Here is a 22670-nt window from a genome sequence, read left to right as displayed (position 1 = left end):
AATTAATTGTTGACCGGAGCAAGGTCATATTTAGAGAGTAATTCCTTCATTTCTTTTTCAAATTCTTGATCTTGAAGTTCACCGCTGCGCAAAAGTATTTCCCTGACAGCAGAATTTGCATAAGCTTTTTCTTGTTGGAAGCTTGATTTTAATTCTTCGGCTGAAAGAGAATTGTAAAAATTCATCATATCAGCAGTTTCAATAGCAAGAATTTTTAAATGCTTTTTGGCATCATCCAATTTACCTGCACCTACCAAACTTTGAATAAATGGCATAACTCTAAGGTCATATTGAAAATTCATATTTGGAAAACTTTCAAAATACCTTAATGCGACTGAAGCTGCTTTTTCTTTATCTCCTCTTGCTTCATAAAGTGAAGCAAGACGCATCATCATCATCCTTAAACCTTGTACACTCGGTGCATAAGAATGGTCAACAAATAATTTTTTCTTATCAAAATTCCCCCACTTAAATTTATTCATAAGGGCATCGTAGGTTTTTTCTACATCCATTTTACCAGAACCATAAATAAACATGCTACGGTCGCTAGGCGTTTTTACCGGAACTATTCTTAGAGCAAGTCCTTCCATGCTGGTAAAATCTTCAAGTCCCATCAATTTTTCACTTTGACAGGTGACAGAAAAGTAAATTGGTCTATCGTTAATATTTGAATGAATGATATCCAATACAGCGAGATCATCTTTTGTAATGTAATTAGCATTCAATGCCAATGGAATACGATTCACAACACTAGTATCCCCAGGCTGGATCATCCCACTGGCTACAGCCCTGGAAGGGTCATATTCAATAGCTACTTTTTTAGTTGGCATAAAAGTTTCAAATTCACGACCAGAACCTGCTGAAATTGGGTGGTCTTCACCAATGAATTTTAAAAACTGTCCAGAAGTCATTTCAACATCAGGAGCCCCCTCACCAGCAGGATTAAAATAGAAAATTTGATTTCTTAAAAATCCTCTATACTTTTCTGATGGGATAGACATTTTTATCGGTGGAGAGTCGTTCACTTTCCTCCTTTGAGATTCAATATACCAATCTACCGCAATCAAACTCAAATTAATTACCCTCACATCCCTTCTGATGCCTTCAACCTCCTGCGCATACCAAACCGGATAGGTATCATTATCTCCATAAGTAAAGATTATAGAGTTAGGTTGACAAGATTCAAGAATGTTTATTGCATAATCTCTTGCCGCAGTAATTCCATTCCTTGAGTGATCATCAAAATTTTGAAAACCCATAATAATTGGTGCGGAAATTACAATACAACTTGCTACAATCCCGGATAAATTTCCTGACAACTTAAATTGTCGTTTGAATAAATCAGCAAGAAACAATACCCCCAGTCCAATCCAAATACAGAATGTGAAAATTGAACCTACCAATACATAATCTCTTTCCCTTGGTTCATTTGGCGGCGAATTATTAAAAAAACACAAACCTAATCCTGTAATTAACCATAAAACCAACAATGCCAAAAAGTCATTTCGGTCTCTTCTAGCATGAAACACCACTCCCAATAAACCAAAAATTAATGGCAGGAAAAAATAAGTATTTCTTGATTGGTCTTCTCGTATTACTCTTGGGAGTTGTGATTGATTATACAATCGTTGACTATCTATTGCCGAAATTCCGGATAGCCAATGCCCATCTTTTTTATCCCAAGGAAAGAAACCTTGTTCACCATTTTCTTTACCAACAAAATTCCAATAAAAGTATCGCCAATACATCCACCCAAACTGGTATGCCCAAAGAAATTTCAAATTATAAAGCATAGTTGGAGTTCCTGTCTTGTTGTCCACAAGATAATCCATCCACATTCTGTGTAACTGTACCCTGCCCTGATCATTGTGGCTGATTCTAGGTAAGAAGATTTGATCCCGTTTGGAAAAAACATAATCAAATTTTCTATCCACCACAACATATTTGCTACCTACTCGTCCATATCTGTCCGTAGATTTAGTATCTATAGGTTTTGCATCAAAGTGAGGACCCTTCAGTAAAGACCTGTCTCCATATTGTTCCCTATTAATATATGGCAATAGTCTAACCACATCGTTAGGTGCATTCATATTAATAGGTGGATTAGCCATTGCACGCAGGAGAACAACACCTACAGGTGTATAGGAAATAGTAATCAACAAACCTGTTAAAAAAAGTTTGTAGAGCAAATCATTCCCTTTTTCTTTACTTTTCTTCAATCCATAATAAAAAATAAAGCTTAACAAAGCCACTGTTGGGACTAAGCCGGAATGAAATGGCAGACCAAATGAATTTACGCACAACATTTCAAACATACTCCACAGTTGTGGAATTCCCGATACGACAAGCGCTTGAAAAAGGACAATGCTTACAACGCCAACCAATCCAGCAATGCAAAAGCCAAGAAAACTTTTCTTTTCCCATTTCTTATAATAATATAAAATTGCTATAGTAGGAAAAGCCAATAAACTAAGTAGATGTACCCCAATCGATAAGCCGGCACTATATAAAGAAAATATTAACCATCGGTCATTTTTGGGATCATTGGAAAGGTAATACCATTTTACTGCAGCCCATAGTGTCATGGTAGTAAACATGGTAGACATGGAATAAACTTCACCTTCCACAGCGGAAAACCAAACAGATGTGGCAAAAGCTGTGGCTAGTCCTGCTACAAGGCCTGCGCCTAGTACACCTAAGTCTTGTGAAGCTTCTTCGTCTTTTCCTCTTCCATACAAGGAGATTTTACCAAATATGATAGTAACCCAACATATAAATGTTGCTGCAAAAGCCGAACAAATTCCGGACATTAGATTTACAGCAAAGGCAATTTTTGAAGGATCATCAGATAATACATCTGCTACCCAGGTAAACATTCTACCTATAATTAGAAAGAGGGGAGCACCTGGTGGGTGAACAACTTGTAATTTATATGCTCCAAGAACAAACTCTCCGCAGTCCCAAAGACTACCTGTGCGCTCTACAGAAAAGAAATACACCGTGAAGGTTATCAAAAACACTAACCATCCTGTAAGATTGACCTTATTAATCTTTGAATTCATCAGATTATCAATAGCTTATAAATTTAAAATAAATATATTTATATTAAAAACATGTAAAAGTATAAAAAAGAAAACATCCCACCAAATCAGTAAGATTCAATAGGAATGTCAATAAAACGATGTTCTGGCTTTTGAATTGCCTGAATGCGTAACTTTGCCCGACAATGTAGCTTAATTATGTTTAAATTAATTATTTATGGCCTTGCAGCTTATGCTGTTTATATTCTTTTTTTTCAAAAGAAAAAGCCAATTCCTAAGGAAAATAATACAACCAAAGGTAAGCCCAATGATTTTGTTGATTATGAAGAAATAAAATAAAATCATTTTGAATCAAATATCAACCTTTATTTTATACAAGGACCACCATTTTATTGTGGCACTCAAACCTGCGGGAATACCAGTTCAGGAAGACAAAACGGGAGATGCGAGCTTGTTGAGAATGCTGCAAGCCTATTCTAATAGAGACCTCTTTTTGTGTAACCGGATTGACAGGCCAGTTTCAGGGCTAGTCCTGCTTGCCAAAACTCCCCAAGATCAAACATCCATAAATGCGCAAATGGAAAATGGATTACTCCATAAAACTTACCTTGCTTTGGTTCAGAAAAAGGAGATCTCAAGCAATGGACAATTCAGAGATTATATGATCCATGATACCCAAAACAACAAAGCAAGGATTGTGGAAAGTGCAGAAATTTTGGGAGCAAAACTTGCAATGATGGATTATAAATGTTTGGTCAGTCTCGACAAATATCTATTGCTTGAAATTACTACGGAAACTGGCAGATATCATCAAATCCGCTGCCAATTGGGGCACCATGGTCTTTTCATAAAGGGTGATGTAAAGTATGGAGCCCGTCGAAGTAATAAAGACCGTAGCATTGGTCTTCATGCATGGAAACTAAGATTCCATCATCCCACTTTGAACAAAGAGTTAAGTTTTGAGGCTCCCTTACCAGACCACGATCTTTGGCCAATTATTAAAATTTAATTCATTAAGGAATGTCAAGAACCGAAATCAGCACATTTGGAGAATTTAGAATGATTGAACATCTTACAGATCCATTTAGCATTTATCATGATACCACAATTAAAGGTGTGGGTGATGATGCAGCAGTCCTTGATTTAGGAACAGAGAATGGTCTTTTAAGCACAGATTTACTTATAGAGGGAATACATTTTGATTTAATGTATTTCCCGTTAAAACATCTTGGTTATAAATCAGTGATTGTTAATCTCTCAGACATCTATGCAATGAATGCAATTCCACAGCAGATTACTGTTTCTGTGGCTATGTCCAATCGATTTTCAGTAGAAGCGTTAGAGGAATTATATAGTGGAATTAAATTGGCTTGTGATGTCTATAAAATTGATCTGGTTGGTGGGGATACCAGCAGTTCTCAAAAAGGTCTTATTTTATCGATCTCTGTTTTTGGCCGTCAGAAAAAAGAAAAAGTGGTCTTCCGATCAGGAGCTAAAACCGGAGATTATATTTTTACTACTGGAAACTTAGGAGGAGCTTATTTAGGTCTCCAATTACTGGAAAGGGAAAGGCAACTTTTCCTTTCAGATCCAAACATTAAACCAAAACTGGAAGATCATAAATTAATAGTTGAACGATTTCTTAAACCAGAAGCCAGAAAAGATATTGTGCTTCTTCTGGAAAAAGCAGGTGTTGTTCCTACATCCATGATAGATTTGTCTGATGGATTGTCTTCTGATTTATTTCATATTTGCAATCAATCCAAAACCGGAGCTTTATTAGAAGAAGCCAATATCCCCATCCATGAAGAGGCTCAACTTATGGCCCTCGAGTTTAATTTAGACCCGGTTACTTGTGCACTGAATGGTGGAGAAGATTATGAATTATTGATGACAGTGGATCCATCGGACTTTGAAAAAATACGCTACTTGCCCGGTTTCTATTATATTGGTGAAATCAAACCAATTGAAGAAGGAATAAAAATCAAAACAACAGGCGGAAATATGCATACCCTAAAAGCCCAGGGTTGGCAACATTTTTAAGATTTGTGTGATATTTTGATTCATATTTAACGAATAATTGATAACAATATACTTTTTTGATTAACTAAGCAGATTTATTCTTTTCTGGTCACCTAAACTAAAGTGTACTTTATCTTTTGACTTCGTCAAAATTTGTAAAAAATACCTGACAATTATCCTAATTTATGTTTTTCTACAATTTTTTTAGACCTATTTTCGTTTTGGACCATCCGCACATATAATTCCATGAATTCGATCATTAAAACAATTATTACTTTTCTTTTTATCTGTACCTCCATAAAAGCCCAAAGAGGGGCTGAGATTGGAGCCTGGGTTGGTGCTGCTCACTATTTCGGAGATCTTAATAATTTGTATCGCCTTAACGAACCCGGACTTGCAGCAGGAGGTATCTTCAGGTTTAATTTAAACAACAGGATCAGCCCCCAGATCCTGCTTAATTACAGCAGAATTCGTGGCAATGATGCAAAATCCTCTAATTCTTTTGATGTACGAAGAAATTTAAAATTTTATTCAGATATTATCGAATTGGCTCCATCCATTTCATTTAATTATTTTCCTTACATCCATGGCAAAAAAGATTACACGGTCACCCCGCATATGATTATGGGATTAAGTATTTTTTACCATGATCCAAAAAGAAAATTTAATGGTGAAGTATACCAGCTTAGAAGTGTAGGAACAGAAGGACAATTGGCCGGTCAAGAGTATGGAACCATTAGTTTAGCTTGGTTACTTGGTTTTGGTGTAAAGTTTGATTTGAATTATCGATGGAGTATAAATATAGATCTTGATGCACGCTTTGCAGTTACTGATTATCTAGATGACGTCAGCACTGTTTACCCTGATGTTAATGCCTTGCTTAATGCGAAAGGCCCTGCTGCAGCTTTCCTTTCAGATCCTTCCATTACAAACATGGACCAGCAAAAAATAGGTCAAAAAGGCTTTCAACGGGGAGACAGTAAAGACAGAGATATGTTTGCGACAGTAGGCATTGGTTTGTTATATTATTTTGGACGACTGAGTTGTCCTCCTTTAGCCTACCCTGGCAACTAACTGAATACATTGTATTTTAGAATACAATAAATAGCTCTGAAGCCATCTTTCCAGTTAATTTTCTTTCCTTCGGCATAAGTTCTACCATAATAGGAAATTCCAATTTCATAAATTCTGATGTTTTCTATTCTCGAGATTTTAGCAGTTACTTCGGGTTCAAATCCAAATCTTTTTTCTTTTAAATCCAGAGATTTTATGATATCGGACTTGAATAATTTATAACATGTTTCCATATCAGTCAGATTTAAATTGGTAAACATATTAGAAATAAAAGTCAGAATCTTGTTGCCAATTGAATGCCAGAAAAATAAAATACGATGAGGTCTGCCTCCCATAAATCTCGATCCATAAACCACGTCAGCAAACCCATCCAGCACTGGTCTAAGCAGATCATTATATTCATTGGGATCGTACTCTAAATCTGCATCTTGAATAACGAGATAATCTCCACTGGCAATTTTAATTCCGTTATGTAATGCTGCTCCTTTCCCTTGGTTTTTCAAATGTTTGTGATAAATAAATCTCTGTTCAGGATGATGGTTAATATAATCCAGTAATACTGATTCCGAATTATCAGAAGAGCAATCATTCACTAATACAATTTCTTTTTCAATATGATTTATGAGATTTATTGTCAGAACTTTGTCTAGAATCTTATGTATTGTCTTCTCTTCATTATAGACAGGAATTATGATTGATAATTTTTTCATAGGCACAAAATCTATAAACCAAAAGATACTATTTGCGTTCTTATTAGTGTAAAGCTACAAAAAAAATGAATTTTTATCCACTCGAGATTATTGATAAAATACAGGAGTCTAAAGATGCTGTAAGTTTAGTGTTTAAAGCTGAACCAACTCATCCGTTATTGGATTTTCAAGCCGGGCAGTATGTGACCATTAAGTTTGATTATAATAAAAGTGAATTGCTCAGATGCTATTCGTATTCCTCTCAACCGGGTCAAAGCAGTTTTTCTATTACTATAAAAAAAGTTAAAAAAGGAAGGGTATCTTCTGCATTATGTGATGAATATAAAATTGGTGACAAAGTAATGCTGGCTGGCCCTCATGGAAAGTTTACCATTAAATCAGATTATTCAGCCAGAAGGGTATTTTATTTTTTTGCAGCAGGGAGCGGGATTACCCCAATTTACTCCTTAATCCAATATATACTTGAGCATGAACCAAAGTCCATAGTAAACTTATTATATGGAAATAGGCAAGAAGAAGACATTATTTTCAAAACTCAATTGGATCGTTTGAGCAATACTTATAGTGATCAATTGTTTGTCGAACATGTTTTATCAAAACCTGAAGGGAATGCTTTGTTGTCTATGTTTAAAGGTTCTTTAAAAAAATGGACTGGACTAAAGGGGCGCATAGACCACAAACACATAGAAAAATTTCTGGAAAATCATCCGGCAAACAAATTGCCTTCAAATTATTTTTTATGTGGTCCGGGATCATTTATACAGAATACTGAAAAAATATTAACTAATCTGGGAATTGACAGAAATCAAGTCCACAGAGAATTTTTCAACCTTGAAAAAGAAAAGGATTCATACGATAATAACACCTCTTTTGTCTATGCTAAACTTAAAGCGAAGCTGGATGGAAAAATTATAGAAATCGAAATGTATCCGGGTGAAAAGATAATAGATGCACTGGTTAGAAACAAGCAAAGCCCTCCCTTTTCATGTTCGAGCGGTGCATGTGCAACTTGTATAGCAAAATTGATCTCAGGTAAGGTTAAAATGGATGTTTCGATGGCTTTGGAACCACACGAAATTGATGAAGGTTATATTTTAACTTGCCAATCCAGGGCCCTGACTGAAGAAGTAGAAATTATATTTGAATAATTGTTTAAAATATTTTTCTTATTCATTATATTCACACAATTCTCCATAATCTATTGTGATTTCCTCGCCTTCTTCAATGTCTCTTATTGCTTCGAAAAAAGCACCATCATTTACTGAACGAACATTTGGATTGTCCGCGTGATTTAAAAATAAAGAAAGATCCATTTCTTTGAATCCATTGGCTGGGATATAATATTTTTCACGATCAAATAGGCAATAGGTTTCAACCAAATCTCTTGAAGCCGATGGTAAAGCTTCTACTTCCGTTTTACTTAATTCAACCCAATCTCCAGGATTCTTTGAGAACAAATTCTGACATCCTTTTGGAATATTTCGTATTGCAAAAACCCCAATACCGTGGATAGATGAAGGACGTAATCTCACATAAGTATGATGTAACAATTCATTAATTAAAACAGATTTAGGCATATTTAAGGATTTTGCTAAATAACTGATGATATAAAAATAAAAGAATCATTGTCAAAATTGAATCTGTCTAAAAAGTTAGGAACAATGCACACCAAATTGGATAAAATATCCTTTTAACATATTTTCATCAGCCTAAAATACACAACATGTATTTCAAATGAATTACGGAGCAAGAATTTGCTTTTCCCATAGTTCCTCTGAATTTAGAGTGTAGGAAATTCGATCGTGCAGGCGAGACTCTCTTCCTTGCCAAAACTCAATTCTATCGGGCACTACCAGAAATCCTCCCCAATGATCAGGCATGGTAACCAATTCCGGATGTTCATTTAAAAATTTTATCTTATCCTCCAGGACTTTTCTGCTTAATATTCTTTGACTCTGTGGTGAAGCAATGGCAGAAATTCTTGAACCTAAAGGTCTGGAATTAAAATACTCTATAGATTCCTCTGTTTTAATTTTTTCTACTTTCCCTTCAATCCTTACCTGACGTTCCAATTCACGCCAGTAAAAAACTAAACATACAAATGGATTTGATTCCATTTCCAATCCCTTTCTGCTATTATAATTAGTAAAAAATACAAATCCTCTTTCTGAAATTTCCTTCAGTAACAGGTATCTGGATGAGGGTCTTCCTTCATGGTTGACTGTCGAAAGTACCATTGCGTTGGCCTCATTGGCATGCACACTTATGGCTTCATCAAACCAACTTCGGAACTGATCAAACGGAGAATCATTCATTAATTCAGGATCCATTTGGTGGAGCATATATTCCTTACGTAAATCCTTATATTTCATGTAATAACTATTTAGATTGATTTTGAAATAACCAATTATCTTGAATTTTTATTGGTAAAATAAAAAAAGCCGTTCATGATTTTCATCATCAACGGCTCAATTTATAATTTTTATTAAACTAATTATTCAGAAATAACCTCAAAAGCAACTTTAGACACTACTTGCTTATGAAAATCTATTTGAGCATAATAAGTACCTAGTTCTTTAACTTCTTCAAGAATATGGATCTTCTTTCGCTCTACGTCCAGATTACATTGATCCTTTAAGGCTTGTGCAATCTGAACATTTGTGACAGATCCAAAAATCTTTCCGCTGGTTCCGGTTTTGGCTCCAATCTTAAGGGTAACACCTTCCAATTGTGCGGCCAAATCCTTGTAAACATTAAGTTTTTTGTTTTCCCTGATTTCGTCCTGACGCTTAAGTTCATTAAGCCTTCTCATGTTACCCTCAGAAGCTACAATAGCTAATCCTTGAGGTATGAGGAAGTTTCTACCAAAACCCGGTTTAACGCTGACTACCTGATGTTTGTCGCCAACTTTATCTACATCATTTAATAATATAATTTGCATAGACTTAATCTTTTGGTTGAATTATTTAAGAAGGTCTGATAAATATGGAAGAATCGCCAAATGTCGAGCCCTTTTTACAGCTGAGGCAACTCTTCTTTGATATTTGAGTGAGTTACCGGTTAATCTTCTAGGAAGAAGTTTTCCCTGTTCATTGACAAACTGAATTAGAAAATCAGCATCTTTATAATCAATGTGTTTTAGTCCGAATTTTTTAAATCGGCAATATTTCTTCTGTTTTTTTCCAATGTTGGGATTACTGAGGAATTTTATTTCATCTTGCGTGGCCATGTACTTTAAATTAAAATGTGAACAAATTAAACTTCAGGATTTTCGACTTCAGTCGAAACTTCCGCATCAACCGGGGCTGCTGCCCTTGGGGCCTGGTAAGGTCTTCCGGACGGTTCTTTGGCCGGCTTTTCCTTCCTGACTTTTTTGCCAATCTTTCCATTTCTCTTGTCTTCATTGTACTTGACGCCATATTTGTCAAGACTTACTGTAAGGAAGCGCATGATGCGCTCATCTCTTTTCAAAGCCAATTCAACTTTGGCAATGAAAGAACCACTTTCTGCGGAAAATTCGATGCAATAATAAACACCGGTGGACCGCTTGTTGATAGGATAGGCCAATGGCCTGAGTCCCATTTCATCTACATGAACAATGCTCGCACCTTCGGTAACCAGCATATCCTTATAGGTCTGGGCTGTCGATTTAACTTCATCGCCCGACAGCACTGGATCTACGATAAAGCTTACTTCAAAATGTTTCATTTGACTTAATAATTTTTATTAAAGGGCTGCAAAGATATGACTAAGTCATGAAAACCACAAAAAAAATTGATTTTCTGCTTATTAAGTTTTAAAATTGGGCTTTAAGACACCTTTTCGACTGGTTTGAAACTCAATAATCCCATCCCTTATCCTGTATTGGTTTTACAGAAGTATTCTTTTTATGAATCATCCTAACTTTTTGCCGGCGCCAAATCTCTTGAGCCAACAGTCTCGAAATTTGATCCGGTGGGCTTATTTTGAGAATTGTATTAATTACTTTCTCTTCAATATCAAGGCGGTACATATGACTAAAAAGTAATCCGGGATCTTTTTCAAGTAATTCTTCGACTCTTTCCAATATCAATTCTACATAATTTTCTTCCTCAGATGAATCTGATGGAATTTCGGGAGGCAATGGTGGAAGATTTAATTGGGTCATTTGTATCAGTTATTAATTTCCAACAACAAACCTTTAAGATAAGATCCCTCTGGGTGGAAAAGACTCACCGGGTGGTCCGGAGCCTGACTTAGTCTTTTAATAATTTTTATCCTTTTCCCGGATTCGATGCCAGCTGCCACCACTGCACTATAAAATAACTCTTCCGTTACTACCTGTGAACAAGAAAAAGTAAATAAAAATCCAGGGCATTTGATTTTAAGCATGGCCCCCAAATTAAGTCTTTTGTAAGCCTGAATGGCAGTATGTCGTTTAGCTAATGTTTTGGCAAAAGCCGGAGGATCAAGAATTATTAGGTCGAAATCATGATCCTTAATTTGTTTAAAATAGCTGATAACATCTTCTGTAAGGCTCTGGTGCCTATCTCCTTGTAAATCATTTAAATGAAGATTACGTTCCAAGAGCTCCATCGCCTTGGCTGAACTATCAATGGAAACTACCTTAGATGCATTTCCCTTCAAAGCACTCAGACTAAATCCTCCTGTGTAACAAAAAGCATTGAGAACGGACCTTGATTGGGACAACTCCTTAACCAGTAAACGATTGTCTCTTTGGTCCAGGAAAAAACCCGTCTTCTGACCTTGAACTACATTTATTTCATAAAGTAATTCATTTTCAGTGATTTGTGGAAAGCCCTCATTTCCTTTAATAAACTTGTTACCTACTTGACGTGCATATTCTGTGGGAAGACTGTCACAACTTTTGTCAAAAATCGAATTTAGCTTTAATTGATCTATTGCTTCCAATGCTTCAACGATTTGTTCAATATGCCTATGCATCCCAATGGTATGACATTGAATAACCGCCACATCTCTATATATATCGATGATCAATCCAGGTAATCCATCTGATTCTCCATGCACCAATCTAAATGCATTTGAGATTAATAACCCTGCTGACAAAAGTTTCTGTCGGGACTGAAAAGCTTCCGAAAGTCTGGTTTTCCAAAATTTATCGGAAAAATGCTTAATGCCAAAAGAGAGAATTTTTACGGAAATGCTCCCCAAATGAAAATGTCCGAAGCCTAAAAATTGTCCCTGTTCATCATAAACATCTACCATATCCCCATCAGAAATCTTATGATCCTTTTTGAGAATTGCCCCTGAAAAAATCCAGGGGTGCTGTCTTTTGATGGAAAAGGTTTTGTTTTGATGCAGAATAACTTTCGGTAACTCCATAATGAGGTATTGTCGAGCTCAAATATAGCTCTTTGGAAGCCAAGACTGGGCTGGAAATCATAGTTGAACCTTCAAATCCATAAATTCTTGATGAATAAGCAAACAATTTTCCACCAAAATCTAAGGTTTATTGCAATTTTTTTGCCCAGCTAATGTTTTTGATTTTATTTTGCAGCTTAAATACGATCCATGGAATTGCATGAACTTAACAAAGGAAGCAAAGGAAGATGTTTTGTCTTCTTCCTGATATTTCTATTCCTTTTTATCACCCTACTTGTTTGGGTGTACAATAAAAACTTCCAGCTTAGTTTTTAAAGTAAGTCAGAAATAGACTAATCCTCTTCATTTTCAAACAAGAGGATTGAGGCTATTTCATATTGACCCTCTTTGACATAAAGGTCTATTCCTCCAAGGGAAACTTGTATAGCTTCCTTACTTTTGGCCATTATCATAGCCTCAATTCCGTTTTTAATCAGTTGAATTTTTTTAATCTCAGCCTTATAGCTGTCTCTAAGAGTCATAATTTTCTTCCAACCTTGCATAACAGAGTTTTTTATATAAAAACAAATTTATATATATATTTTAATTAATATGTAATATTTTTAAATAAATATTTCGAAAAATATTAATATTAATATTTTTAAAATACATATAGTGCTTTTATTCAATGTTTTAAATAAATATCTAATTTAGAAAAGAAATGATCCAAATATCCATAAATCCTTACCACAAAGGATTTCCCAACAATAGAATTGCTAAATACCTTTAAAGATTAGGAATATTTAAATAAGGTTGAGAGATAAATATTAAGTTATGATTTGTTATTCATAATGTTTAGAATTTCGTCTATATACTGTCGAGTATTAGACAATCTTGGGACTTTTTGCTGTGCACCAATTTTGTTGCGGAATTTCATCCAATCCATAAAAGTACCTTCCGGAGCAACATTAAGTTTCAAATTCCCCAGAGCCAGACTTTTATACCTTTTTGCCTCGTAATCGGAGTTAAGTCTTTGAAGATTTTGATCCAGAGCTATTGCAAAAGCCTCTGAATCAAGTGGCGATTTTTCAAATTCTATGACCCATTCATGTCCACCCTTACTTGTGCTTTGGAGAAATATAGGGGCAACCGTATATTCCTTTACCATTGCTCCAAAAGATGCACAGGTGTCTGCCAGAGCCTGATCTGTATTGGATACCATTACCTCTTCGCCAAAGACGTTAATAAACTGCTTTATCCTTCCTGTAATTTTAATTTTATACGGATCCGTTGAAGTAAAACTAATGGTATCCCCAATTTTATATCGATATAAACCTGAGTTAGTGGTAATTACCATGGCGTAGTTCTTTCCAATCTCTACTTCTGAAAGCAAATGTGTCTTAGGGTGCTCCTCTTCCCATTCACTCATTGGAATGAATTCATAAAAAACACCATTATCCAACAAGAGAAGCATGTCATCGTGTTCAAAATCATACTGTACAGCAAAATATCCCTCGCTTGCATTGTAAGTCTCCATATAACTCATCTCTGGAGATGGAAAAAATTGTTCGAATGGTTTACGATACGGGACAAAACTCACAGCCCCATGAACAAACACCTGCATATTTGGCCAAACCTCAAGAATGTTATCCTTTCCTGTTAAATCAAGTATTTTTTTGAACAATACCATGGACCAGGTAGGCGTCCCTGCGACCATTGTGATATCTTCCTTACTACATATACTTGCAATTTTATCAAGCTTTTCTTCAAAATTCTCCAAGAGGTTCACTTCAAGCCCAGGGGTAATAAAACTAAGTGCAATGGGATTCAATCGACTAAAAATGACAGCAGAGACATCTCCAACAATACTTCCGGGAAACTCAGGAATGTCATCTTTAAGACTCCCAGCTAGCAAAATACTTTTCCCTGCCACAATTCGTGGATTCTTTAAATTATCATAAAGTCGGGAAACCAGACGCCATCCACCCTTTGTATGACAATCTTTATGATTTTCGTTCGTAACGGGAATATATTTACTCTTATCTGCGGTTGTGCCTGATGATTTTGCAAAATATTTCACCCTTCCAGGCCAAAGTATATCCCTTTCTCCTTTCATCATTCGATGAATATCCGTCTTTATATCATCATATTCAAAAATTGGAATCGCAGTTTTCCAGTCTCCAGCCTCTCCAACATCTTTAAAAGAATACCTTTGGCCCCATTCAGTATTTTCTGCCCTTTTAAGAATTTTCTTTAATTGCTTCCATTGGACATCATGTGGGTGCCTGATAAATTCTTCAATCTCTCCTTTATGAATTTTGAGGTATTGCGCCCAGATTGAGTTAATTAGGTTTTTCATAATTCAAAGACAAGGTAGAATGCCCAAAATTAAAAAATTAACCCACTATATTTTGCCAAATTTATTTTGGAATACTTATTTTATAAATTCTGCCTGGTTTAACTGGCAAATTAGATTTTAATAACCATGGGTTATATAACTTCAATTGTCGATATGTAATATTATTTTGATGAGCAAAATCAGCTAAACTATTCAATGCAGAGTCAACCTCCACAATTTCATATTTATTTAAAGGTTCATAAAGGTCGTCTTCTGTCAGAAAATAACCAAATCGTTCCGGATCTTTCATAATTTCCTTTATAGCCAGTATTCGAAATACATATCTGTTAGTTTCTTCGCTTAAATTCAAGTCATAATAATTGTTCTCCTTTTGCTCATTCATTGCACTTTGAAGAGCGGTTGGACCCATGTTGTATGCGGCAGCAGCTAATGTCCAGCTACCAAATCTGGAATTTAGTTTGGTAAGATATTTTGCAGCGGCCCGTGTGGATTTCTCAAAGTGATTTCGTTCATCTATGAAATCATTTATTTCCAGACCAAATTCGCTTGCCGCTAATTCTCTGAACTGCCAAAATCCTTTTGCTCCTGAAGAAGAAACCGCATTTCTTAGGGAACTTTCTGCTATAGCCAAATATTTAAGATCATCAGGGACTCCTTCCTCTCTAAAGATTTGCTCAATGGTTGGAAAAAATCTTCTACACAACTTAAGATTTAGGATGGTAGAAGAATGTTGGTATGTATTTAACAAAAGTTCTCTATCCAATCTTTCTGCAACATCAAAATATTCAACCGGAACATTTTCTCCTGAAAATGTAATGTGATTCCCCAATTTAATTGCATGAATCTTTTGAGGCAATGGGTCAAATGAAAAGTTATAAGGTGTTTTGGTGGCTACGAATAACGTTCCAACGACTAAAATAAAAACGAAAATAAAAAACACCCACTTAACTCTAATTCTTGAAATTATTTTCTCCATGACCTCACAAAGTTACGTTAATAAAATATAATTATATTCACTTCAATAAATCGGCTCTAAGGCTTTCAATTTTATAACCGTCCTTCGATTTAATTATTGAAAATTCACGCAGGAGGATGGTGTATTTTAATCCACCCAAATTATAAACAAAGTGGTATAATTTGCTTTTACCGTTCTTGCTCTGTTGCGATAACTCCCAAGAATTATTATATTTTAATTGAAGACTGTCAATTAAGTTCAGTTTAATTGGGGTATATCCACTAATCGTTAGAGTTACATCCTTTTGGTCTTCAGAAATATCTATCTTGTATTTTTCTTTCGATTCTGAACTTAACTGATCAGCAAATGCAGACATCTCTGCAATCAGACTTCCTTCCAAATCTTCAAAAGATACAGAAACAAATCCATTCAAATTGTAACTAATATTGTCATTGTTTGCTATATCTTCTTTGGATTTATAATTTAGTGTCTTTACGATCAGATCTGTCTGGAGATATTTATCAGTTTCTTTGATCATTTTCCTATCCTGCTCATTGCTAATTTTACTAATTAAGGTTTCGAGCTTTCCTCTGGAGGATAAGTAATGTACAATATTTCTAAATCTTTCCATTTTCTCTGCGTCCAATTCAATATCTGTTTTCCACAGACCATTATGAACTAGTCCATTCCGGTCTGCAAACTTGTTCAATTGAATTTCCTGACTTTTCCAGGACAATTCATAAACGCTAGTAGGTCCGAAGGCTAAAAGCAAACAAAAAATTGCAAGACTTATGGGAATCAGCTTTAGCTTCTCTTGCTGAAAAACAAAATGCATGCTAATTAGAAATAACCAAAAACCGGCAGCTGCTACTAAAATTCTTTCTTCGGTAAGACCATAATCTAAAATCCTTCTGATAATAGCCACCGCCAAAAGAATCAATACAGGAATAAGTGAAAGAAAAAAATACTTTCTGAACCACCATAAAATCTTAGAGCTGTTGTATTCAGGCAACAAGTAATTCAAAAGATAAGTAAAGACGCCAACCATAGAGAACCCCAGACATAAACTACCTACCCAACCTTCTGGCAAATTCCATTGTAATAAGATCTTCAATCCATAACTGTAAAGAATCAAAAAATATAATATTGTCAAAGGGATTAATATGAATTTTACGACAATCAAATTTTGTTTATAAAAATCAAATTCATCTTTTTCCTGGATTAATTTTTCAGGCAAATTTGCAGCCCAATAGCTTGTACTAAAGAAGCCTATTACCAGAATTGGAATGTCGGAATAAATCTGTTCATACCATTTAAATTCAAATAAAGCCCTTATTGCTGCAACCGCCCCTTCTAGTCCTGCAATTAATAGAATCGTATATAAAACGGTCAAAAAAAGGCTAACAAAGACTTCCTGATTAAAGATCCAAAAGCTGGTGTTTCCCTTTTCTTTTAAAAACCCGGTAAAGGATACCATTAAGACTGAAGCGAAAAAACTCAAAAAACATGAATAACTATATTCAGGAGATTCTATATCACCAGTATAGTATCCCAGGATCACCACTAGAATTATTCCCACAAGATAAAGCAACCATCTATGGAGCTGTGCTTTAAGAATTGACTCATGGATCAATTGTGCCCCTACCAACAATGGAAAACCCACGTGCATGGCAAATAAAATTGGAGTCCAATAATCTGACTTATCCTCATGTCTAAACAACCATAAGTAGATTAAAGTAGCTAAATAAGCCACAGTCAGACTCAATGGAAAACGCCTAAATGCATTTAGTAATGCTGGAATCAAGCCTTCTAAACTCAGAATTTTCATAATTTATGATTAGTTACAATAACGTGCATATTGCCCTATCTTGTACTTTTGACCCTAAATCAATATTTTTTTAGTTTTGGATGCTAACTTGATTAAGGACTTACTGGAACATTATTCAGCACATTATAACCAGTTAGGTTTTATTGATCAGGATCCAATTCAAATTCCACACCGGTACTCAAAACCTGAAGATATTGAAATTATTGGATTTTGGGTAGCTATTCTTGCATGGGGTAACAGAAAATCTATTGTTGCAAAAGGACTTGATTTATGTAGATTAATGGAAGATACACCATATGATTTTATCCGAAATCACAAGGATTCAGATCGGAAAAGGTTCAGTTCATTTATCCACCGTACATTTAATGCAACCGACAGTTATTATTTTCTGGAATTCCTTCAAAATTGGTATGAGAAAAACAAAAGCCTTGAATCAGCCTTTTTGCTTCCTGATCAGCATCAGGGTATAAAAATGGAGAGCATGCTAGAACAGTTTTATCAAAACTTTTTCTCCATGGACCTGGTACCTGGCAGAACCCGCAAACATGTCTCAAGACCAGCAACGGGATCCAGATGTAAACGATTGCTAATGTATCTTAGATGGATGGTCAGAAAAGATGATAATGGGGTAGATTTTGGAATATGGAAAACAATTCATCCATCACAATTAATGATTCCCTTGGACGTTCATGTTGAGCGTTCAGCCAGAAAGCTAGGAATGCTCACCAGGAAGTCATTGGATTGGAAGGCAGTCCGGGAGCTCTCCGATTTCTGTAGTCACCTGAGGCCTGAAGATCCTGCATTTTATGATTACGGACTTTTTGGCATTAGCCTGGAAAACAGAACCCTGGAAAAAAATATTTAAATCAACTACGAACATATTCGTAGTTTTGTCGTTTAGTCATTAATGTTAATTTTTAATTTTATAAATCTTATGCGAAAACAGGTTATTTTAATTGGATTATTGCTGATCTCTTTCAATTGCTTTTCCCAATCGAAGGGAATGAGTGTAAAGAATAAAAAGATTGTAGAAGCTGCCACAAATAAGCCAGCTCCTTCAGATTCAAAAGGTATTTCCTCAAATGTTACCAGTGCCTCTCCTGCCGTATCATCCAATGCAGTTGGAGCCACTAAATTAACAACCGTAGAGGGAATTACAGAATATTCCTTACCAAATGGATTCCGATTTTTGGTTTTTCCCGATAACTCTAAGCAAACCATTACTGTAAACATCACTTATAAGGTGGGTTCCAGACATGAAGCTTATGGAGAAACCGGAATGGCACACTTGTTGGAACATTTGGTCTTCAAAGGCACCCCAAATCACCCGGACATCCCCAACGAGTTGTCCAGTCATGGAGCCAGACCAAATGGAACTACATGGTATGACAGAACTAACTATTTTGAGACTTTCTCCGCAACTGAGGAAAATCTTAAGTGGGCTTTGGATCTGGAAGCTGATCGTATGGTGAATTCCTATATAGCTAAAAAGGACTTGGACAAAGAAATGTCCGTTGTGAGAAATGAATTTGAATCTGGTGAAAACGATCCCGGTGGAGTATTGATGGAAAGAGTAATGTCCACTGCTTTCTTATGGCATAACTATGGAAATACCACCATAGGATCAAGATCAGACATTGAGAAAGTTCCAATTGAAAGACTTCAGGGTTTTTATAGAAAATACTATCAACCGGACAATGCAGTACTTATGGTTGCCGGAAAAGTAGATGAAAAGAAGGTTGTAGATTTAGTAACCGAATATTTTGGTAAAATACCAAAACCGCAAAGAGAGTTAATTCCAACTTACACAGAAGAACCCGTACAAGATGGTGAACGATTGGTAACTTTAAAAAGGGTTGGAGATGTTCAGGTTGCTTCCTGTATGTACCATATTCCCCCAGGTTCCCATCCCGATGCTGCAGCAATGGATATTCTAACAGACATTTTGACAATAGAACCCTCAGGAAGGCTATATAAATCATTAGTTGAGACCAAAAAAGCTTCACAAATTTATGGTTGGTGCGCCACTTTGAACGAGCCCGGGTTTGTTTATTTTAATGCTCAAGTCAGAAAAGAAAGTAATTTAGAAGAAGCAAAAAGTATTCTTTTGAACACCTTAGATCAATTAGGAAGTAACCCAATTTCGAAAGAAGAGGTTGAACGGGCTAAAAACAAACAATTGAAAGACATGGAATTCTTGTCTCTGAATACAGAAAGATTGGGAACTTCAATCAGTGAATATATTGGCATGGGAGATTGGCGTCTCGCTTTCCTTTACAGAGATAACGTTAGAAAAGTCACAGTCGAGGATGTTCAAAGAGTGGCTGCTACATATTTGAAACCATCAAACCGAACTGTAGGTTTATTTATTCCTGAAGATAAGCCTAATCGTGCTGAAATTCCTCAAGCTCCGGATATTGCTGCTTTGCTAAATGGATATAAAGGAGATCCTCCTAAAGCCCAAGGTGAAGAGTTTGATCCTTCGCCTATGAATATTGAAAGCAGGACACACAGAGGACAGGAAAATAAGTCTATTAAGTGGGCCTTCCTACCAAAATCTACAAAAGGCAATATTGTAAATGCCACATTGACCCTACGAATGGGTGATGAGAAGAGTTTAAAAAATATGGCTTTAGTGAGTCAATTTACTGCTTCAATGCTTGATCGTGGAACTAAATCCATGAGTCGACAACAGCTAAAAGATGAATTTGATCGATTGAAAGCTAGAGTTAATGTTTTTGGTGCTGGCGGACAAGTTAATGTTTCCGTTCAGACCACTAAAGATAACTTACCTGCAGTGATGAAAATTGTTGCAGATGTACTTAAAAATCCGGCATTTAGCGAGAAAGAGTTTGAAGAATTGAGAAATGAACAATTAGCCGGCATTGAAGAACAAAAATCCGATCCACAAGCTTTAGCGAGCAATGCATTAAGTCGTCATTTGAATCCCTATCCTAAAGATGATATTAGATATGTGATGACATTAGAAGAAGAGATTGAAGCGATTAAATCGACTAAATTAGAAGATATAAAAAAATTTCATGCTGAATTTTATGGAGCAAATAATTCAACTCTTGCAGTGGTAGGTGACTTTGATGAACCTGCGATCAAAGCACAAGTGAATAAAGACTTTAGCAAATGGAACAGTAAAAAATCGTATTCAAGAATTGAAGATAAATATATTGATGTTCCAAAAACAGAACTCAACATTGAAACCCCAGACAAAGCAAATGCAATTTTCTTAGCAGGATGTAATTTACAGGTAAAAGATAGCGATCCTGAATACGCAGCAATGGTAATGGGTAATTACATTTTGGGTGGTGGATTTCTGAATAGTCGTTTGGCTACTCGAATTCGACAAAAAGAAGGTATTTCCTATGGTGTAGGCTCTATGTTTTCAGCAGATGCTTTAGACAAGTCAGGTAGTTTTACGGTATATGCAATTTATGCTCCCGAGAATAGGGATAAATTAGAAAAAGCATTTAAAGAAGAAATTGAAAAAATGCTTAAAGAGGGTTTTACTGCTAAGGAACTGGAAGATGCGAAATCCGGCATTTTACAATCAAAAAAGGTTAATAGATCCCAAGATAATAGTTTAGCAAATACACTAAACAGGTACAGTTTTTTAAACAGGAATTTTACTTTTGATGAAGAATTAGAAAAAAAGTTGTCCACTTTATCTGTTGAAGAAGTAAATTCAGCCATGAAAAAGCACATAAGTTTAGACAAAATAAGTATGTTTAAAGGTGGTGATTTTGCCAATAAAATCAAAAAGCCTTAAACTTTATCTAAGTATAAATGATATAAAAGCGGCATCTGGATTTTCCAGATGCCGCTTTTTCATTACATTAAAAATTAGTAAATAGTTACCTGCTTATAATAAATAAAAATAATTCTCAATCCACACTACATGCAAAAATTATTTTTACTTTTAGCCAAATATAAATATCTATGTCAAATCTATACAGCCGTAGGCAGCTGCTTAAACTATTTGGACTCAGCGCAGGTACACTTGCGTTTCCATTTGATGACATTAAAAATAGTTTTGATGAATTGTTCGACAAAGTTGATAAAATTCCCTTTAAGAAAGTTGAAAGAAAGATTACTGCAATCACATTAGGAGCTGGTGCTAGAGGAAATACATATGGAAATTATGCCATCGACTTTCCCGAACAAATTCAAATAGTAGGTGTAGCAGAACCAATCCAAATTAGAAATGACCGATACGCCACAAAACACAAAATTCAAAACGAAAACAGGTTTGTAACCTGGGAACATGTTTTTGAAAAACCAAAATTTGCTGACGCAATAATCATTACCACTCCGGATCATTTACACTTTGGCCCTTGCATGAAAGCTTTAGAAATGGGTTATGATGTTTTGTTGGAAAAACCCATGGCTCAAACCGAAAAGGAATGTAGAGCAATCCTCGCCCAAGTAAGAAAGACAAAAAGAATTGTAGCTATTTGTCATGTGTTGAGATATGCTCCTTATTTTATAAAACTTAAAGAGCTTATTCACAGTGGCGCAATAGGTGAATTGATAAGTATTCAACATTTTGAACCTATCGAACACATACATATGTCGCATTCGTTTGTGAGAGGTAATTGGCACAATTCAAAAGAAACTACGCCCATAATTCTTGCAAAATCTTGCCATGACTTAGACATTATGAGGTGGTTGATTGGCAAAAATTCTAAACATATTTCCGCTTTTGGAAATCTAAAGTGGTTTACCAGTAAAAATGCTCCGGAAGGCAGTTCCAATAGATGTTTAGATGGTTGTAAAGTTGAAAATTCGTGTCCATATTCTGCGAAGAAAATTTACTATGATAAGAGATCCTGGACATATGTATTTGATCTTCCTTTAAAAAAAGAAGAACAAGGCGATGCCATATTAGAATATTTAAAAACTACTAATTATGGAAGATGTGTTTATAAAATGGAAAATAATCAACCTGATCATATTGTTTGTTCCATTTTATTTGACGATGACATAACTGCTAATTTCAGTATGGAAGCCTTTACTTCATACGGTGGACGAAGAACAAGAGTTATGGGTAGTATGGGTGATATAGTTGGTGATATGTCAAAATTTGTCTATACTGATTTCCGGACTGGAAAAACTATGGATTGGGATACTAATCAGATTGACGATGGTATCTATAAACATCATGGACATGGTGGTGGAGATTATCGACTAATGAATGATTGGGTAGCCGCAATTTCTGCACAAAATGAAAATTTACTCACTTCGACAATTGACGCATCCATAGAAAGCCACATTATGGGATTTGCTGCAGAAAAAAGTAGGTTAAATAAGAAAACAATACAAATAATATTATAATTAACTATTTTAA

The 22670-nt window shown here is 35.4% G+C and carries 21 protein-coding genes; 8 read left to right on the top strand and 13 right to left on the bottom strand.

Going from position 1 to position 22670, the window contains the following annotated elements; all coding sequences use genetic code 11:
• Positions 1-2: 2 nt before the first annotated feature.
• Positions 3-3062, bottom strand: coding sequence for a DUF2723 domain-containing protein (locus IPJ83_01870; protein MBK7879296.1), 3060 nt, complete (start codon positions 3060-3062; stop codon positions 3-5).
• A 177-nt stretch (positions 3063-3239) separates the two neighbouring features.
• On the opposite strand from IPJ83_01870, the gene IPJ83_01865 reads away from it, so the two are divergent.
• The 4 genes from IPJ83_01865 to IPJ83_01850 all read left to right on the top strand — a co-directional run bounded on the left by IPJ83_01865 (position 3240) and on the right by IPJ83_01850 (position 6137).
• Positions 3240-3380, top strand: coding sequence for a hypothetical protein (locus IPJ83_01865; protein ID MBK7879295.1), 141 nt, complete (start codon positions 3240-3242; stop codon positions 3378-3380).
• Positions 3381-3387: 7 nt separating this feature from the next.
• Complete coding sequence (locus IPJ83_01860) at positions 3388-4050, top strand: RluA family pseudouridine synthase (GenBank protein MBK7879294.1); 663 nt, start codon at positions 3388-3390, stop codon at positions 4048-4050.
• 11 nt (positions 4051-4061) lie between these two features.
• Positions 4062-5084: a thiamine-phosphate kinase gene (gene thiL / locus IPJ83_01855; protein ID MBK7879293.1), complete on the top strand. Its 1023-nt coding sequence runs from the start codon at positions 4062-4064 to the stop codon at positions 5082-5084.
• Positions 5085-5309: 225 nt separating this feature from the next.
• Complete coding sequence (locus IPJ83_01850) at positions 5310-6137, top strand: hypothetical protein (GenBank protein MBK7879292.1); 828 nt, start codon at positions 5310-5312, stop codon at positions 6135-6137.
• Here IPJ83_01850 and IPJ83_01845 read toward each other — a convergent pair.
• Complete coding sequence (locus IPJ83_01845; GenBank protein MBK7879291.1) at positions 6134-6847, bottom strand: glycosyltransferase family 2 protein; 714 nt, start codon at positions 6845-6847, stop codon at positions 6134-6136. The genes IPJ83_01850 and IPJ83_01845 overlap by 4 nt on opposite strands.
• A gap of 65 nt (positions 6848-6912) precedes the next feature.
• Between IPJ83_01845 and IPJ83_01840 the strand changes: the two genes are divergently transcribed.
• Positions 6913-7995 carry a ferredoxin--NADP reductase gene (locus IPJ83_01840; protein ID MBK7879290.1) on the top strand — a complete coding sequence of 361 codons (1083 nt, stop codon included), beginning with the start codon at positions 6913-6915 and terminating at the stop codon, positions 7993-7995.
• Between the two features lie 18 nt (positions 7996-8013).
• On the opposite strand, the gene IPJ83_01835 is transcribed toward IPJ83_01840, so the two are convergent.
• From IPJ83_01835 to IPJ83_01785, 11 genes are all read right to left on the bottom strand, one after another.
• Positions 8014-8424 carry an SET domain-containing protein gene (locus tag IPJ83_01835; protein ID MBK7879289.1) on the bottom strand — a complete coding sequence of 137 codons (411 nt, stop codon included), beginning with the start codon at positions 8422-8424 and terminating at the stop codon, positions 8014-8016.
• A 162-nt stretch (positions 8425-8586) separates the two neighbouring features.
• Positions 8587-9219, bottom strand: a complete 633-nt coding sequence (gene pdxH / locus IPJ83_01830) for a pyridoxamine 5'-phosphate oxidase (GenBank protein MBK7879288.1) — start codon at positions 9217-9219, stop codon at positions 8587-8589.
• 122 nt (positions 9220-9341) lie between these two features.
• Entirely contained in the window at positions 9342-9788 is a 447-nt protein-coding gene (locus IPJ83_01825) for a 50S ribosomal protein L9 (GenBank protein ID MBK7879287.1), read from the bottom strand.
• 21 nt (positions 9789-9809) lie between these two features.
• A complete protein-coding gene (locus tag IPJ83_01820; GenBank protein MBK7879286.1) occupies positions 9810-10076 on the bottom strand; it encodes a 30S ribosomal protein S18 in 267 nt (88 codons plus the stop codon).
• Between the two features lie 26 nt (positions 10077-10102).
• On the bottom strand, positions 10103-10555 hold the full coding sequence (rpsF, locus tag IPJ83_01815; protein MBK7879285.1) for a 30S ribosomal protein S6: 453 nt from the start codon (positions 10553-10555) through the stop codon (positions 10103-10105).
• Between the two features lie 130 nt (positions 10556-10685).
• Entirely contained in the window at positions 10686-10994 is a 309-nt protein-coding gene (locus tag IPJ83_01810) for a hypothetical protein (GenBank protein ID MBK7879284.1), read from the bottom strand.
• 5 nt (positions 10995-10999) lie between these two features.
• Entirely contained in the window at positions 11000-12190 is a 1191-nt protein-coding gene (locus IPJ83_01805) for a class I SAM-dependent rRNA methyltransferase (protein MBK7879283.1), read from the bottom strand.
• A 332-nt stretch (positions 12191-12522) separates the two neighbouring features.
• Positions 12523-12732 carry a hypothetical protein gene (locus IPJ83_01800; protein ID MBK7879282.1) on the bottom strand — a complete coding sequence of 70 codons (210 nt, stop codon included), beginning with the start codon at positions 12730-12732 and terminating at the stop codon, positions 12523-12525.
• A 269-nt stretch (positions 12733-13001) separates the two neighbouring features.
• Positions 13002-14528 (bottom strand): GH3 auxin-responsive promoter family protein, encoded by a 1527-nt coding sequence (locus IPJ83_01795; protein ID MBK7879281.1) that lies wholly within the window; start codon positions 14526-14528, stop codon positions 13002-13004.
• 61 nt (positions 14529-14589) lie between these two features.
• Entirely contained in the window at positions 14590-15504 is a 915-nt protein-coding gene (locus tag IPJ83_01790) for a lytic transglycosylase domain-containing protein (GenBank protein ID MBK7879280.1), read from the bottom strand.
• A gap of 37 nt (positions 15505-15541) precedes the next feature.
• Positions 15542-17311: a DUF4153 domain-containing protein gene (locus IPJ83_01785; protein MBK7879279.1), complete on the bottom strand. Its 1770-nt coding sequence runs from the start codon at positions 17309-17311 to the stop codon at positions 15542-15544.
• An 88-nt stretch (positions 17312-17399) separates the two neighbouring features.
• Here IPJ83_01785 and IPJ83_01780 point away from each other — a divergent pair, with 88 nt between their 5' ends.
• From IPJ83_01780 to IPJ83_01770, 3 genes are all read left to right on the top strand, one after another.
• Complete coding sequence (locus tag IPJ83_01780) at positions 17400-18176, top strand: TIGR02757 family protein (GenBank protein MBK7879278.1); 777 nt, start codon at positions 17400-17402, stop codon at positions 18174-18176.
• 138 nt (positions 18177-18314) lie between these two features.
• Entirely contained in the window at positions 18315-21092 is a 2778-nt protein-coding gene (locus IPJ83_01775) for an insulinase family protein (GenBank protein MBK7879277.1), read from the top strand.
• Positions 21093-21262: 170 nt separating this feature from the next.
• Complete coding sequence (locus IPJ83_01770) at positions 21263-22657, top strand: Gfo/Idh/MocA family oxidoreductase (GenBank protein ID MBK7879276.1); 1395 nt, start codon at positions 21263-21265, stop codon at positions 22655-22657.
• The last annotated feature ends 13 nt before the right edge of the window (positions 22658-22670 follow it).

The sequence above is a fragment of the Candidatus Vicinibacter proximus genome (assembly GCA_016713905.1).
Lineage (GTDB): Bacteria > Bacteroidota > Bacteroidia > Chitinophagales > Saprospiraceae > Vicinibacter > Vicinibacter proximus.
This window is presented reverse-complemented; position numbering and strand designations above follow the sequence as displayed.

Bases quoted from the DNA above. Each gene is read 5' to 3' on its own strand.
- IPJ83_01870 (MBK7879296.1), bottom strand. From the start codon at position 3,062: ATGAATTCAAAGATTAATAAGGTCAATCTTACAGGATGGTTAGTGTTT.
- IPJ83_01865 (MBK7879295.1), top strand. From the start codon at position 3,240: ATGTTTAAATTAATTATTTATGGCCTTGCAGCTTATGCTGTTTATATT.
- thiL (MBK7879293.1), top strand. From the start codon at position 4,062: ATGTCAAGAACCGAAATCAGCACATTTGGAGAATTTAGAATGATTGAA.
- IPJ83_01850 (MBK7879292.1), top strand. From the start codon at position 5,310: ATGAATTCGATCATTAAAACAATTATTACTTTTCTTTTTATCTGTACC.
- IPJ83_01845 (MBK7879291.1), bottom strand. From the start codon at position 6,847: ATGAAAAAATTATCAATCATAATTCCTGTCTATAATGAAGAGAAGACA.
- IPJ83_01840 (MBK7879290.1), top strand. From the start codon at position 6,913: ATGAATTTTTATCCACTCGAGATTATTGATAAAATACAGGAGTCTAAA.
- IPJ83_01835 (MBK7879289.1), bottom strand. From the start codon at position 8,424: ATGCCTAAATCTGTTTTAATTAATGAATTGTTACATCATACTTATGTG.
- pdxH (MBK7879288.1), bottom strand. From the start codon at position 9,219: ATGAAATATAAGGATTTACGTAAGGAATATATGCTCCACCAAATGGAT.
- IPJ83_01825 (MBK7879287.1), bottom strand. From the start codon at position 9,788: ATGCAAATTATATTATTAAATGATGTAGATAAAGTTGGCGACAAACAT.
- IPJ83_01820 (MBK7879286.1), bottom strand. From the start codon at position 10,076: ATGGCCACGCAAGATGAAATAAAATTCCTCAGTAATCCCAACATTGGA.
- rpsF (MBK7879285.1), bottom strand. From the start codon at position 10,555: ATGAAACATTTTGAAGTAAGCTTTATCGTAGATCCAGTGCTGTCGGGC.
- IPJ83_01810 (MBK7879284.1), bottom strand. From the start codon at position 10,994: ATGACCCAATTAAATCTTCCACCATTGCCTCCCGAAATTCCATCAGAT.
- IPJ83_01805 (MBK7879283.1), bottom strand. From the start codon at position 12,190: ATGGAGTTACCGAAAGTTATTCTGCATCAAAACAAAACCTTTTCCATC.
- IPJ83_01800 (MBK7879282.1), bottom strand. From the start codon at position 12,732: ATGCAAGGTTGGAAGAAAATTATGACTCTTAGAGACAGCTATAAGGCT.
- IPJ83_01795 (MBK7879281.1), bottom strand. From the start codon at position 14,528: ATGAAAAACCTAATTAACTCAATCTGGGCGCAATACCTCAAAATTCAT.
- IPJ83_01790 (MBK7879280.1), bottom strand. From the start codon at position 15,504: ATGGAGAAAATAATTTCAAGAATTAGAGTTAAGTGGGTGTTTTTTATT.
- IPJ83_01785 (MBK7879279.1), bottom strand. From the start codon at position 17,311: ATGAAAATTCTGAGTTTAGAAGGCTTGATTCCAGCATTACTAAATGCA.
- IPJ83_01775 (MBK7879277.1), top strand. From the start codon at position 18,315: ATGAGTGTAAAGAATAAAAAGATTGTAGAAGCTGCCACAAATAAGCCA.
- IPJ83_01770 (MBK7879276.1), top strand. From the start codon at position 21,263: ATGTCAAATCTATACAGCCGTAGGCAGCTGCTTAAACTATTTGGACTC.